This is a genomic window from Delftia tsuruhatensis NBRC 16741, from assembly GCF_001571325.1.
GTDB lineage: Bacteria > Pseudomonadota > Gammaproteobacteria > Burkholderiales > Burkholderiaceae_C > Comamonas > Comamonas tsuruhatensis.
The window spans coordinates 41,418-55,890 of sequence record NZ_BCTO01000009.1; the positions used below are offsets into that span (position 1 = coordinate 41,418).

Below are 14,473 nucleotides of genomic sequence, written 5' to 3' on the forward strand. Positions count from 1 at the left end.
TTGAAGGCAGCGAGCCGCGCGGCCTGGCGATCCAACGAGGGAGACAGTCCATGCACACCATCACTTTCCGACGCCGCGCCCTGGCGGCCCTGGCCCTGGCCGGCGCGCTGGCGGGCCTGGCGGCCACGCCGCTGCAGGCCCAGGCCCAGGAGCCGCAGCGCGGCGGCACCCTGATCGTGGGCAGCACCCAGGTGCCACGGCACCTGAACGGTGCCGTGCAATCGGGCATTGCCACGGCCATGCCCTCCACCCAGCTGTTCGCCAGCCCGCTGCGCTTCGATGACCAGTGGAAGCCCCAGCCCTACCTGGCCGAATCCTGGAAGCTGGCCGAGGACGGCAAGTCGCTGACCCTGAACCTGCGCAGGAATGCCGTGTTCCACGACGGCAAGCCCATCACCTCGGCCGACGTGGCCTTCTCCATCATGGCCATCAAGGCCAACCACCCGTTCCAGACCATGCTGGGGCCCGTGGAGAAGGTGGACACGCCCGACCCCTACACGGCCATCATCCGCATGAACGCGCCGCATCCGGCCATCCTGCTGGCCATGAGCCCGGCGCTGGCGCCCATACTGCCCAAGCACATCTATGGCGACGGTGCCGACCTCAAGACCCATGCGCGCAACAGCGCCGACGTGGTGGGCTCGGGGCCGTTCAAGCTGACCGAGTTCCGCGCGGGCCAGCGCATCGTGATGGAGCGCTTCGACAAGTTCTTCCTGCCCGGCCGGCCCTACCTGGACAAGCTGGTCTTCAACATCGTGCCCGACTCCTCCAGCCTGCTGCTGAGCCTGGAGCGCGGCGACGTGCAGATGGTGCCCTACCTGCAGGCCTCCATCGACCTGAAGCGCCTGTCCACCAATCCCCAGATCACGTTGACCGGCAAGGGCTTCGAGGGCATAGGCTCGATCAACTGGCTGGCCATCAACACCGACAGGAAGCCGCTGGACGATGTGCGCGTGCGCAAGGCCATTGCGCATGCCATCGACAAGAACTTCATCACCAAGGCGCTGATGGGCGGCTTCGCCACCGTGGCCGACGGCCCCATCGTGGCGGCCAGCCCCTTTGCCTCGGCCGACCTGGTGCGCTATCCGCTGGACCTCAAGAAGTCGGCGGCCCTGCTGGACGAGGCCGGCCTCAAGCCCGGCGCCAACGGCGAGCGCTTCAAGATCACCATCGACTACCTGCCGGGCACGGACGAGCAGCAAAAGAACGTGGCCGAGTACGTGCGCGCCCAGCTCAAGAAGGTGGGCATCGCCGTCGATGTAAGGGCCTCGGCCGATTTCCCGGCCTGGTCCCGGCGGCTGGCCACGCATGACTTCGACCTGTCCATGGACATCGTCTTCAACTGGGGCGACCCGGTCATCGGCGTGCACCGCAGCTACCTGTCCACCAACATCAAGCCCGTGGTCTGGACCAACACCCAGTCCTACCGCAATCCCAAGGTGGACGAGCTGCTGAACACGGCCAGCAGCACGCTGGACACGGCCGAGCGCAAGAAGCTCTATGCGGCCTTCCAGAAGACCGTGACCGACGAGCTGCCGGTGATCTTCATCAACAACTCGCCCTACCACACGGCTGCGCGCAAGAACGTGGGCAACCTGCCGACCACGGTCTGGGGGCCGGCCTCGCCCTACGACGAGATCTTTCTGAAGTAGTCGGGGAGGTGCAGTCCATGGCTTTTCTTCGCACACTCCTCAAGCGGCTGCTGCAGGGCCTGGCGCTGGTGCTGGCCGTGGTGGTGCTGAACTTCATGCTGGTGCATGCGGCGCCCGGCGACCCCGTGGAGACCATTGCCGGCGCCAGCGGCGGCATGGAGCCCGAGCTCATGGCCGAGCTGCGCACACGCTACGGGCTGGACCGGCCGCTGCCCGTGCAGCTGGGCATCTACCTGGCGCGCGTGGCCAGTGGTGATCTGGGCTACTCCTACTTCTTCAACCTGCCAGTGGCGCAGATGATTGCCGAGCGCGTGCCCGCCACCTTGCTGCTGGTGCTGGCCGCCGTGCTCACGGCCTTCGTGGTGGGCACGCTGCTGGGCGTGCTGTCCTCGCGCCGGCCCAACGGCCTGCTGTCGCAGTGCATCACCGTGCTGTCCCTGGTGGGCTTTGCGGCGCCCGTGTTCTGGACCGGCATGCTGCTGGTGCTGGCGTTTGCCTCCTGGTGGCCCGTGCTGCCGGTGTCGGGCATGCGCTCGGCCGATGCCGCAGGCGGCGCGGGCCTTGCCGACCTGCTGGACGTGGCCCGGCACCTGGTGCTGCCTGCGCTGACACTGGCCCTGGTCTACCTGGCTCAGTACAGCCGGCTGTCGCGCTCGTCCATGCTGGACGTGCTGGGCGCCGACTACATCCGCACGGCGCGCGCCAAGGGGCTGGCCGAGCATGTGGTGCTCTACCGCCATGCGCTGCGCAACGCGCTGCTGCCCGTGGTGACCATGCTGGGCCTGCAGTTCGGCAACGTCATGGCCGGCGCCATCATCGTGGAGACGGTCTTCAACTGGCCGGGCCTGGGCCGGCTGGCCTTCGACTCGGTGCTGCGGCGCGACTACCCGACCATCCTGGGCGTGCTGCTGTTCTCCTCCATCGTCGTGGTCGTGATGAACCTCGTCACCGACCTGTGCTACCGGCTGATCGATCCCCGAATCAAGGCGGCCTGAGACCATGAATGCCATCACACCACCTTCCGTGTCCGTGGCGAGCGTCGCCGCGCCGCAGGCCGCAGCCCATGCCGAGCACCCGGCGCGCGAAGCGCTGCGCATGTTCCTGCGCAACCCCTCGGCCATTGCCGGCATGGCCATGCTGCTCATTGTGCTGCTGGTGGCCATCGCCGGCCCCTGGATCTGGCCTGCGGACCCGTTCGAGATCCGCACCATGCCGCTGAGCCCGCCGTTCAGCGAGGAGGCCTGGCTGGGCAGCGACCAGCTGGGGCGCGACGTGCTCACGGGCATCATCCACGGCGGCCGCGCCACGCTGCTGGTGGGCGCCTTCGCGGCTTTGCTGTCGGTGTGCATCGGCGTGACGCTGGGAGCGATGGCCGGCTACTACGGCGGCCGCGTTGATGCGCTGCTGATGCGCGTGACCGAGTTCTTCCAGGTGCTGCCTGCGCTGCTGTTCGCCATGGTGGTGGTCACGCTGTTCTCGCCCTCGCTGGTGACGGTCACGCTGGCCATCGGCAGCGTGAGCTGGCCGGCCACTGCGCGGTTGACGCGGGCCGAGTTCATGCGCATCCGCCAGCTTGAATTCGTGCGCGCGGAGAGCGCCATCGGCGCGCGCCACGGCCGCATCATCTGGAAGGTGATCCTGCCCAATGCGCTGCCGCCGCTGGTGGTGTCGGCCACGCTGGCCGTGGGCGCCGCCATCCTGTTCGAGGCCGGCCTGTCCTTCCTGGGCCTGGGGGACCCCAACCAGATGAGCTGGGGCCTGATGATCGGGTCGGCCCGCCAGTACCTGCTGTCGTGCTGGTGGGCCGTGGCCTTTCCCGGTGCCGCCATCTTCGTCACCGTGCTGGCCGTCAGCCTGATCGGCGATGGCCTCAACGATGCACTCAACCCCAAGCTGAGGGAGCGCTGATGGACACCGACACCCCCCTGCTGCAAGTCAGCGGCCTGCGCGTGGCCTTCCAGGGCCGGCGCGGCCAGGCGACGGTGCTCAACGGCGTGGATTTCGATCTGCGCGCGGGCGAGACCCTGTGCGTGGTCGGCGAATCCGGCTGCGGCAAGAGCATGACGGCGCTGGCGCTGCTGCGCCTCATTCCCTCGCCTCCGGGCCGCATCACGGGCGGGCAGGTGCGCTTCCAGGGCGAGGACCTGGTGGCCGCCGGCGAGGCCCATATGCGCCAGGTGCGCGGCAACCGCATCTCCATGATCTTCCAGGAGCCGATGACCTCGCTGAACCCGGTGCTCACCGTGGGCGAGCAGATCGCCGAGCCGCTGCGCCTGCACGCCGGCATGGACGCGGGCGCCGCGCGCCAGCGCGCCGTGGAGATGCTCCGGCAGGTCGGCATCCCCGCGCCCGAGCGGCGCGTGCACGAGTACCCGCACCAGCTGTCGGGCGGCATGCGCCAGCGCGTGATGATCGCCATGGCCCTGGCCTGCCGGCCCGACATCCTGATCGCCGACGAGCCCACCACGGCGCTGGACGTGACCGTGCAGGCCCAGATCTTCGAACTGCTGCGCGAGCTGCAGCGCGACAAGGGCACGGCCATCGTGCTGATCACGCATGACATGGGGGCCGTGGCCGAGATGGCCGACCGCGTCATGGTCATGTATGCGGGCCGCGTGATCGAGCAGGGCCGCTGCGAGCAGGTGCTGTCGGCGCCCGCCCATCCGTACACGCGCGGCCTGATCGCCTGCCTGCCCGAGCTGGGCAGCAGCCAGGCAGGCGGGCGCACCGAGCTGCCCGAGATCCCCGGCGTCGTGCCCTCGATCTGGGAGTTGGGCAGCGGCTGCGCCTTTCGTGCGCGCTGCCGCGAGGCCCAGCCGCGCTGCGCCAGCGAGGCGCCGCCGCTGGTCGCGCTGGATGATCCATCCCACGGCGTGGCCTGCTGGCTGCACGCTCCCGCTTCCCGCATCTGCGTCCACACGGAGGCCCTGGCATGAACGCACGCATGGACGATACCCTCTTGCAGGTGGACGATCTCCAGGTCCACTTTCCGCGCCCGGGCAAGGGCCTGTTCGGCAGGCCCGAGGTGGTCAAGGCCGTGGACGGCGTGTCCTTCAGCCTGCGGCGCGGCAGCACGCTGGCTGTGGTGGGCGAGTCGGGCTCGGGCAAGACGACCACGGCGCTGGCCGTGATGCGCCTGGCGCCCGTGACGGCGGGCCGCATGCAGCTGGGCGATACCGACCTGGGCGGCCTGTCGGGTGAGGCCCTGCGCCAGGCGAGGCGGCGCATGCAGATCGTGTTCCAGGACCCGTTCTCCTCGCTGAATCCGCGACAGCGCGCGGGCGATGCGGTGCGCGCTCCGCTGGACCTGATGGACGTGGGCACGCCGGCCGAGCGCGAGGCGCGCGTGGCCGAGCTGTTCACCCAGGTGGGCCTGCGGCCCGAGCAGCGCCAGCTGTTCCCGCACCAGTTCTCGGGCGGCCAGCGCCAGCGCATCAACATCGCGCGCGCCCTGGCCACGCGGCCCGAACTGGTGGTCTGCGACGAACCCGTGTCGGCGCTGGACATCGCCATCCGCGCCCAGATCCTCAATCTGCTGGCGCGGCTGCAGCGCGAGCTGGGCCTGAGCTACCTGTTCATCTCGCACGACATGGCCGTGGTCGAGCACATCTGCGACGACATCGCCGTCATGTACCTGGGCCAGATCGTGGAGCGCGCACCGCGCCAGGCCTTCTTCGCGCGGCCGCTGCATCCCTACAGCGTGGCCCTGATGTCGGCCGTGCCCACGGTGCGCGGCGGGCGCGAGCGCGCGGCGCGGCGCATCCGGCTGGCCGGCGATCCGCCCAGTCCCATCGACCCGCCCGCGGGCTGCCGCTTCGCCGGGCGCTGCCCCGTGGCCGTGCCTGCGTGCTCGGCCGAGGCGCCACCGCTGCGCGAAGCCGCCCCCGGCCATTGGGTGCGCTGCATCCGCGTGGACCACATCGATGGCGTGCCGCGCGCGCCGCTGGCCCTTTGAACCCGAAGCAACCGCCACCATGAGCATCACCGTCTACGCCGCCCGCAAGATCATCACCATGAACCCCATGCAGCCCGAGGCCACGCACGTGGCCGTGCGCGACGGGCGCATCCTCGCGGTCGGGGACCTTGCGCGCTGCACGGCCTGGGGCGAATGCCGCATCGACGAGCGCTTCGCCGACCAGGTGCTGCTGCCCGGCCTGGTGGAGGGCCACTGCCACCTCAAGGAAGGCAGCATGTGGGACTGGACATACACGGGCTGGTTCGACCGGCGCGACCCCGATGGCAAGACCTGGCCCGGCCTGCGCTCCATGGATGCCGTGGTGGACCGCCTGGCCGAGGTGGCGTCGCGCATGGATGCGCAGGGCCTGCCGCCCGGGCAGCCGCTGATCGCCTGGGGGTTCGATCCCATCTACTTTGGCGGCGAGCGCATGACGGTGGAGCACCTGGACCGGGCCGCCGCAGGCCGTCCCGTCGTGATCTCGCACGCCAACGGCCATTTGATGAACGTCAACAGCGCCATGCTGCGCCTGGCCGAGATCACGCGTGACAACGAGGTCGAGGGCGTGGTGCGCTTTGCGCCCGGCCACGCCCTGGCCGGCGAGCCCACGGGCGAGCTGCAGGAACCGGCCGCCATGTTCCTGGTGCTGCGCAAGATCGGCAACGCCGGGCTGCTGGCGCCCATGACCGAGGCGGGCGTGCGCTCCTTCGCCCGCCTGGCCTGCCGCCAGGGCGTGACCACGGCCACCGACCTGGTCAACAGGCTGGGCGAGCAGGACTGCCGCGTGCTGGAGGCCGCGCTGGGCGACGACCAGGTGCCCATCCGCATCCTGCCCGCCTTCCAGGCCTTCCACGGCACGCATGGCGCCGAGGCCGGTGCCGAGCATGTGCGCACGCTCATGGCGCGCAACACCGACCGGCTGCGCTACGGCCTGGTCAAGATGATGCTGGACGGCTCCATCCAGGGCTTTTCGGCACGCCTGCGCTGGCCCGGTCACTACAACGGCGCGCCCAATGGCATCTGGGTCACCGCGCCCGCGCAGTACGAGGCCGATTTCGAGACCTACCACCGCGCAGGCCTGCTCATCCATACGCACACCAATGGCGACGAGGCCAGCGAGGCCGCCATCGACGCCATAGGCCGCGTGCTGGCCCGCGCCCCCCGGCCCGACCATCGCCACACGCTGCAGCATGGCCAGATGATCGATGCGCCGCTGTTTCGCCGCATGGCGGCGCTGGGCCTGTGCGCCAACCTGTTCGCCAACCACCTCTGGTACTGGGGCGACCAGCACTACGAGATGACCATGGGGCCGGACCGCGCCATGCGGCTCGATGCCTGCGCCAGCGCGCTGTCTGCCGGCGTGCCGCTGGCCATTCACTCGGATGCGCCCGTCACGCCGCTGGGGCCGCTGTTCACCGCTTGGTGCGCGGTCCACCGGATCACGCCCAAAGGCCGCGTGCTGGGCGCGGCCGAGCGCCTGACCGTGGCCCAGGCCCTGCATGCCGTCACGCTGGGCGCGGCCTGGACACTGAAGCTGGACCACGAGATCGGCAGCATCGAATGCGGCAAGCGCGCCGACTTCTGCGTGCTGGAGGACGATCCGCTGTCCCTGGACCCCATGGTGCTCAAGGACCTCAGGGTCTGGGGCACGGTGCTGTCGGGGCGCGTCTTCAAGGCGGCATGACATGGGACAGCGGTTGCCGTTCACGGTCATCGGCGGCTTCCTGGGCGCCGGCAAGACCACGCTGCTCAACCACTGGCTGCGCCATGCGGATGGCCAGCGGCTGGCCGTGCTGGTCAACGACTTCGGCGCGCTCAACATCGATGCAGGCCTGATCAAGGACCACAGCGGCGACACCATCGCGCTGACCAATGGCTGCGTGTGCTGCCAGATCGGCGATGACCTGTCCATGGCCCTGATCGGCGTGCTGCAGCAGCGCGAGCGCTTCGACGCCGTGGTGGTCGAGGCCAGCGGCGTCTCCGACCCCTGGCGCATTGCACAGCTGGGCCTGGCCGACCCCGCACTGGCGCTGGACGGCGTCATCGTGGTCGTCGATGCCGCTGCCCTGACCGGGCAGGCGGCCGACCCGCTGCTGGCCGACACGCTGCAGCGCCAGGTGGCCCGGGCTGATCTGGTCATCGTCAACAAGACCGATCTGGCCGAAGCCCGGACCCTGGAGCGCGTGCACGGCTGGATAGCCCGCCACGCGCCAGCCGCGCAACGCTGCGATGTGCACGAAGCCCGGGTGCCCGTGGAGCTGCTCAGTGGCGCAGCCCTGCTGCGTGGCGTGCGGGAGGTCTCATGGGGTGCCAGCACTGCGCGCCCCATGCATGGCCGGCAGTTCGAGACCTGGTCCTGCCAGCCGCCCGGGGGGCTGTGCGAGACGGCCCTGCAGGCGTGGCTGCAGGCCATGCCGGCTGGCGTGCTGCGGCTCAAGGGCGTGGTGCAGACCGGGGCGGGCCAGTGGAGCGAGCTTCAATTTGCCGGGCGCAGCGGCCGGCTGCGCGCCGCATCAGCGCCCGCGCAGCAGCAGGTGCCCGCCATCGTGGCCATCGGCCTGGCCGGGCAGTTGCCGGTGGCGGCGCTGCAGGCGCTGGTGGCAGGCGCTGCGGGCGTCAGGGCTGCGGGCCGTCCCGCATGAAATCCTGGGCTGCCTGCTGCAGCCACTCGCGCAGGCTTTGCAGCGGCGGGTAGTTGCCGCGGCTCGTGGGCCAGGCCAGGTAGTAGCGCTCGGCGCTTTCCATCTCGGGCAGATGGGGCAGGGCACGCACCAGATCGCCCTGGGCCAGTTCCCGCTCGATCAGAAAGCGTGGCAGCAAGGCCACGCCCACGCCGGCGATGGCGGCCTGGGCGGCGGTGGCGAACTGGTCGAACAGCATGCCCTGGCCCTCGGCCATGGGCGCATGGTGCACGGACAGCCAGCGCTGCCAGGCATCGGGGCGCGAGGCCAGGTGCAGCAGCGGCGCCTGCAGCAGGTCCTGGGGCTGGGCAAAGCCATGCTGGGCCAGCAGGGCGGGGCTGCAGGCAGGCACCACGGTCTCGCTCATCAGAAAGGCCAGCTCGGCGCCCGGCCAGTGCGGCAGGCCGAAATGGATGGCGGCGTCCACGGCTTCGAGCTGGAAGTCGAACTGGGACAGCCGCGTCGTCAGGTTGATGGTGATGCCCGGGTGGGCGCTGAAGAACTGCGGCAGGCGCGGCGCCAGCCAGCGCGTGCCGAAGGTGGGCAGGATGGCCAGGTTCAGGCTGCCGCCGCGCGGGTTGGCCCGAAAGCCCAGCGTGGCCGTGGAGATGCGCATCAGCGCGCCCCGGATTTCCTGCGCATAGGCCTGGCCGGCCGGGCTCAGGCGCACGGTCTGGCGCTCGCGCACAAAGAGCTCCGCCTCCAGCCGCTCCTCCAGCGCTCGGATCTGGCGGCTGACGGCGCTTTGCGTCAGGTGCAGCTCGGCCGCAGCTGCCGTGAAGCTCTGGTGCCGGGCCGCCGCCTCGAAGGCGCACAGCAGGGACATGGGGGGCAGGAAACGGCGGGACAGCAGCATGGCAGGGAGCGGTGGGGCAATCGTGGGAGGGGCATTCTGTTTGGGAATGACCTATGGGCCCGATTATCGTTTGACCAGGCTCAAGGCGCAGACCTAGCATGCGGGCCAGGAATTCACCATGCCGCAGGCTGATCTGCGGCCCCACCATCAGTCCCCACAAGCACCATGTCTTCTACGTCCGCCAACGCCTTCGTGCCTTCCGACGAGATCCGCGCGCGCTTTTCCAGCGCCATGTCCGAGATGTACCGCGATGAAGTGCCCCAGTACGGCACGCTGATCGAACTCGTGGCCGACATCAACCAGCGCACGCTGCAGGCCGAGCCTGAGCTGCTGGCCCGGATGCAGCGCAGTGGCGAGCTGGCCCGCCTGGGCGTGGAGCGCCACGGCGCCATCCGCGTGGGCACGGCTGCCGAGCTGTCCATGCTGCGCCGCCTGTTCGCCATCATGGGCATGGAGCCCGTGGGCTACTACGACCTGTCGGTGGCCGGCGTGCCTGTGCACTCCACGGCCTTCCGTCCCGTCAGCGATGCCGCGCTGCTGGCCAACCCTTTCCGCGTCTTCACCTCGCTGCTGCGCCTGGACCTGATCGCCGACGAGGCGCTGCGCGCCCAGGCTGCCGCCATCCTGGCGCGCCGCAACATCTTCACCGAGCGCGCGCTGGCGCTGATCGCCCAGTCCGAGGCCAACGGCGGCCTCACCGATGCCGAGGCCGATGAATTCGTCGGCGAGGCGCTGGAGACCTTCCGCTGGCACAGCGAATCCACCGTGGACGGCGCCACCTATGACGCGCTGCACAAGGCCCACCGCCTGATCGCCGACGTGGTCTGCTTCAAGGGCCCGCACATCAACCACCTGACGCCGCGCACCCTGGACATCGACGCGGCCCAGGCCGCCATGCCCGCACGCGGCATGGATGCCAAGGACGTGGTCGAAGGCCCGCCGCGCCGCGCCTGCCCCATCCTGCTGCGCCAGACCAGCTTCAAGGCGCTCAAGGAGACCGTGCGTTTTGCCGGCGATGCCACGGGCGCAGGCTCGCACACGGCGCGCTTCGGCGAGATCGAGCAGCGCGGCGTGGCGCTCACGCGCAAGGGCCGCGCGCTTTACGACCAGCTGCTGGCCCAGGTGCGCGACATGGGCAGCGCGGGCAGTGCCGCACCCGACTACGGCAGCCGCCTGGCCCAGGTCTTCGAGGCTTTCCCCGACACGCATGAGCAGCTGCGCCGCCAGGACCTGGCCTTCTACCGCTTCACGCTGAGCGACGAGGGAGCCGCCCTGGCCGCAGGCGAGGCCGCCGCGGCCGCCGCCTCGGACCTGGACGCCCTGATCGCCCGTGGCTTGGCCCAGGCCGAGCCCATCGTCTACGAAGACTTCCTGCCCGTGAGCGCGGCCGGCATCTTCCAGTCCAACCTGGGCGGCGAAGAGCAAAAGCAGTACGCGGCCCATGCGGCCCAGCAGGCCTTCGAGGCCGACCTGGGTGCGCGCGTACATGACGAGATCGCGCTGTACGAGCAGGCGCAGCAGCGCTCCATCGACCAGCTGCGCAGCGCGCTGCGCACCCAGGCCGCCCAGGCTGTGGCCTGACCGGCTGCCTGGATGCCGGCTTTGGCCGGCATCCACCCTGTATCCCCTTTCCCGGGGCGCATGCGCAGGCGCCAGGCCTGTGCACGCGCCCCTTTGTTTTTTGCAAAGCCGCAAGAGGCCTTCATGAGCACTGCAGACCTGGGCATTCAGTCGCCCACCGCCCATCTGTTCAACCCGCTGTTCGCACATCCCGAAGGCTCGCCCATACGCGAGCTGTTTCCCTATCTGAGCCGCCCCGGCATGCTCTCGCTGGCGGGCGGCTATCCCTCGCCCAGCCTGTTCGATGCCGAAGGCCTGCAACAGGCCGCGATGGCCGCTTTGCAGCAGGACGCTGCCGCCAGCCTGCAGTACGGCGCCAGCGAAGGCCAGCTGCCGCTGCGCGAAGCCCTGGCCGCGCTGTGCGCCACGCGCGGCATTGCCTGCACGCCGGCCGACATGATCGTGACCACGGGCTCGCAACAGGCCTTCGACCTGCTGGTCAAGGTGCTGGTGGAGCCTGGCGATCCGGTGCTGGTCGAGGTGCCCGCCTACCCGGCCACGCTGCAGACGCTCAAGCTGGCCCAGGCACAGATCGTGGCCGTGCCCACGGATGAACACGGCCTGGACACCGGTGCCCTGGCCAGCCTGCTGGCGCAGTGGCCCCATGCGCGCCGCCCCAAGCTGCTCTACACCGTGCCCAACTTCTCCAACCCGGGCGGCACGCTGCTGCCCGCGGCGCGGCGCGAGGCCCTGGTGGCGCTGGCGCGCCAGCACGGCTTTGCCATCGTCGAGGACGATCCCTATGGCGAGCTGCGCTTTACCGGCCAGCGCGAGCCGTCGATCTACGAAACAGGCCTGGCGCAGTGCGGTGCCCAGTCCAACCCCGTGGTCTACCTGTCCAGCCTGTCCAAGACCGTGGCGCCTGCGCTGCGCATCGGCTGGATGCTGGCCGACGCCCAATTGCTGCGCCGCTGCACCATCGCCAAGCAGACGGCCGACCTGTGCACCTCGCCGCTGGCGCAGATGATCGCCGCGCAATATCTGCGCTCGGGCCGCTATGCACCCCAACTGGCCCAGGCCTGCGCCGAGTACGCGGCGCGCATGGATGCGCTGTGCTCCGGCATGCAGTCGGCCCTGGGCGAGCAGATCCGCTTCGTGCGGCCTGCGGGCGGCATGTTCGTCTGGGCGCAGCTGCTGCCGCCACAACGGCATGCGGGCGAGCCCGAGGCCCTGGCCCGGGCGCTGTTCACGGCTGCTGTGGAGCAGGGCGTGCTCTATGTGCCAGGCAGGGCCTTCTTCCCGGCCGAGGCGGCGCAGCAGGCCGGCCTGTGCATGCGCCTGTCGTATGCGGCGCCCACCGTGCCCCAGATCACCGAGGCCGTGGCGCGCCTGGGCCGGGCCTGGGGCCAGGCCGTGTCCTGAAGACATCGGCAACAGCGTTCATGCAATGAAAAAGGCCGCCCGAGGGCGGCCTTTTTCTTGCGGGGCAAACCGGGTATGGCGCAAGGCCTGCCCGGTTGCGGCGGGCAATTACATGCCCATGCCGCCCATGCCACCCATGCCGCCCATGTCGGGCATGGCGGGGGCGCCTTCAGCCTTGGGGGACTCGGCGATCATGGCTTCGGTCGTCAGCAGCAGCGATGCCACGGAAGCGGCGTTCTGCAGGGCCGTACGCGTCACCTTGGTCGGGTCCAGGATACCCATTTCCAGCATGTCGCCGTAGGTGTCGTTGGCGGCGTTGAAGCCGTAGTTGCCCGAGCCGTTCAGCACGGCGTTGACCACCACCGAGGGCTCGCCACCGGCGTTGGCCACGATTTCGCGCAGGGGCGCTTCGATGGCCTTCATGATCAGCTTGATGCCGGCGTCCTGCTCGGCGTCGCCGGTCTTCAGTTCGCCCACGGCTTGCTTGGCACGCAGCAGAGCCACGCCGCCGCCGGCCACGATGCCTTCTTCCACAGCAGCGCGGGTAGCGTGCAGGGCGTCTTCAACGCGGGCCTTCTTTTCCTTCATCTCGACTTCGGTGGCAGCGCCGACCTTGATCACGGCCACGCCGCCGGCCAGCTTGGCCACGCGCTCTTGCAGCTTTTCGCGGTCGTAGTCGCTGGTGGCTTCTTCGATCTGGATGCGGATCTGCTTGACGCGGGCTTCGATTTCAGCAGCTTGGCCAGCACCGTCGATGATGGTGGTGTTTTCCTTGCCGATTTCGATGCGCACTGCCTGGCCCAGGTCTTCCAGGGTCACCTTGTCCAGCGCCAGGCCCACTTCTTCAGCGATGACCTTGCCGCCCGTCAGGATGGCGATGTCTTCCAGCATGGCCTTGCGGCGGTCGCCGAAGCCAGGAGCCTTGACAGCCACAACCTTCAGGATGCCGCGGATGGTGTTGACCACCAGCGTTGCCAGGGCTTCGCCTTCGACGTCTTCTGCAATGATCAGCAGGGGACGGCCGGCCTTTGCCACGGCTTCCAGCGTGGGCAGCAGGTCGCGGATGTTGCTGATCTTCTTGTCGAACAGCAGCACGAAGGGGTTGTCCAGCAGGGCAACCTGCTTTTCGGGGTTGTTGATGAAGTAGGGCGACAGGTAGCCGCGGTCGAACTGCATGCCCTCGACGACGTCGAGTTCGTTGGCCAGCGACTTGCCTTCTTCAACGGTGATCACGCCTTCCTTGCCGACCTTGTCCATGGCTTCGGCAATGATGCTGCCCACGGATTCGTCGGAGTTGGCGGAGATCGAGCCGACCTGGGCGATTTCCTTGGAGGTGGTGGTGGCCTTGGATTGCTTCTTCAGCTCTTCCACCAGGGCGGCGACAGCCTTGTCGATGCCGCGCTTGAGGTCCATGGGGTTCAGGCCGGCGGCCACGTACTTGATGCCTTCGCGGACGATGGCCTGTGCCAGCACGGTGGCGGTGGTCGTGCCGTCACCGGCGATGTCGTTGGTCTTGGAGGCCACTTCCTTCACGAGCTGGGCGCCCATGTTCTGCAGCTTGTCCTTGAGTTCCACTTCCTTGGCGACCGACACGCCGTCCTTGGTCACGGTGGGGGCGCCGAAGGAGCGCTCCAGCACCACGTTGCGGCCCTTGGGGCCCAGCGTGACCTTGACCGCGTTGGCCAGGATGTTCACGCCTTCAACCATGCGGGCGCGTGCTTCGCCGCCGAAAACTACGTCTTTTGCTGCCATTTCAATTCTCCGGATTCAGTTGGAAAGTGCGGTTTCGAAGCGCGTGGATTACTTTTCGACGACCGCGAACAGGTCGTCTTCCTTCATCACCAGCAGTTCGTCGCCATGGACCTTGACGGTCTGGCCGCTGTACTTGCCGAACAGAACGCGGTCGCCGACCTTCACGTTCAGGGCGATCACTTCACCCTTGTCGTTCTTCTTGCCGGGACCCACTGCCAGCACTTCGCCCTGGTCGGGCTTCTCGGCGGCGTTGTCGGGGATCACGATGCCCGAAGCCGTCTTGGTTTCGTTTTCGAGGCGCTTGACGATCACGCGATCGTGCAGGGGACGCAGGTTCATACCAACTCCTAAATCATCAACAAAGTTGAAACAAAGACTTGCCGGCCCGGCGGGCCGGCATTCGAAGCAATGTGGGACAGAGGATTGTTAGCACTCATACCCAACGAGTGCTAATAATAAGGCAATTCGGCCAGGTTTCAAGGGGTAGGGCCGGATGTGCCGCAAGACGGCACATCCGGCGCGGAGTGCGGAACGCCACTACCCATTAGCTTTTCCGCCACTGATCTTTAGTTTTTTCGGGGCGCGCCCGCGCTGG

12 protein-coding genes are annotated in these 14,473 nt (G+C 68.9%); 9 read left to right on the forward strand and 3 right to left on the reverse strand.

Annotated elements, in window-relative coordinates; genetic code table 11:
• Positions 1-50: 50 nt before the first annotated feature.
• From DTS01S_RS02885 to DTS01S_RS02915, 7 genes are read left to right on the forward strand one after another with little or no spacing between them, the layout of a single operon-like run.
• The gene (locus DTS01S_RS02885) at positions 51-1,652 is read left to right on the forward strand and encodes an ABC transporter substrate-binding protein (protein ID WP_061287314.1); all 1,602 of its coding nucleotides are present in this window, start codon (positions 51-53) and stop codon (positions 1,650-1,652) included.
• A gap of 17 nt (positions 1,653-1,669) precedes the next feature.
• Positions 1,670-2,647, forward strand: a complete 978-nt coding sequence (locus tag DTS01S_RS02890) for an ABC transporter permease (RefSeq protein ID WP_012207467.1) — start codon at positions 1,670-1,672, stop codon at positions 2,645-2,647.
• A gap of 4 nt (positions 2,648-2,651) precedes the next feature.
• Positions 2,652-3,560, forward strand: coding sequence for an ABC transporter permease (locus DTS01S_RS02895; RefSeq protein WP_061287315.1), 909 nt, complete (start codon positions 2,652-2,654; stop codon positions 3,558-3,560).
• A complete protein-coding gene (locus DTS01S_RS02900) occupies positions 3,560-4,588 on the forward strand; it encodes an ABC transporter ATP-binding protein (protein WP_061287316.1) in 1,029 nt (342 codons plus the stop codon). The genes DTS01S_RS02895 and DTS01S_RS02900 overlap by 1 nt, the downstream gene beginning before the upstream one ends.
• Positions 4,585-5,607 (forward strand): ABC transporter ATP-binding protein, encoded by a 1,023-nt coding sequence (locus DTS01S_RS02905; RefSeq protein WP_016450885.1) that lies wholly within the window; start codon positions 4,585-4,587, stop codon positions 5,605-5,607. The genes DTS01S_RS02900 and DTS01S_RS02905 overlap by 4 nt, the downstream gene beginning before the upstream one ends.
• Before the next feature lie 19 nt (positions 5,608-5,626).
• Positions 5,627-7,291, forward strand: a complete 1,665-nt coding sequence (locus DTS01S_RS02910; RefSeq protein WP_061287325.1) for an amidohydrolase — start codon at positions 5,627-5,629, stop codon at positions 7,289-7,291.
• A 1-nt stretch (position 7,292) separates the two neighbouring features.
• Positions 7,293-8,249: a CobW family GTP-binding protein gene (locus tag DTS01S_RS02915; RefSeq protein WP_061287317.1), complete on the forward strand. Its 957-nt coding sequence runs from the start codon at positions 7,293-7,295 to the stop codon at positions 8,247-8,249.
• Here the strand turns inward: DTS01S_RS02915 and DTS01S_RS02920 are convergent.
• On the reverse strand, positions 8,224-9,144 hold the full coding sequence (locus DTS01S_RS02920; RefSeq protein WP_012207461.1) for a LysR family transcriptional regulator: 921 nt from the start codon (positions 9,142-9,144) through the stop codon (positions 8,224-8,226). The two genes, DTS01S_RS02915 and DTS01S_RS02920, sit on opposite strands and share 26 nt — an antisense overlap.
• 165 nt (positions 9,145-9,309) lie before the next feature.
• Here DTS01S_RS02920 and hglS point away from each other — a divergent pair, with 165 nt between their 5' ends.
• Together hglS and DTS01S_RS02930 are read left to right on the forward strand one after the other, a co-directional pair.
• Positions 9,310-10,725 (forward strand): 2-oxoadipate dioxygenase/decarboxylase HglS, encoded by a 1,416-nt coding sequence (gene hglS / locus DTS01S_RS02925; RefSeq protein WP_017406079.1) that lies wholly within the window; start codon positions 9,310-9,312, stop codon positions 10,723-10,725.
• Between the two features lie 123 nt (positions 10,726-10,848).
• Complete coding sequence (locus DTS01S_RS02930) at positions 10,849-12,126, forward strand: aminotransferase-like domain-containing protein (RefSeq protein ID WP_061287326.1); 1,278 nt, start codon at positions 10,849-10,851, stop codon at positions 12,124-12,126.
• Positions 12,127-12,234: 108 nt separating this feature from the next.
• Here the strand turns inward: DTS01S_RS02930 and groL are convergent, their stop codons facing one another.
• Positions 12,235-13,878 (reverse strand): chaperonin GroEL, encoded by a 1,644-nt coding sequence (gene groL, locus DTS01S_RS02935; RefSeq protein WP_016445455.1) that lies wholly within the window; start codon positions 13,876-13,878, stop codon positions 12,235-12,237.
• A gap of 48 nt (positions 13,879-13,926) precedes the next feature.
• Complete coding sequence (gene groES / locus DTS01S_RS02940) at positions 13,927-14,217, reverse strand: co-chaperone GroES (RefSeq protein WP_016445456.1); 291 nt, start codon at positions 14,215-14,217, stop codon at positions 13,927-13,929.
• Positions 14,218-14,473 lie beyond the last annotated feature (256 nt).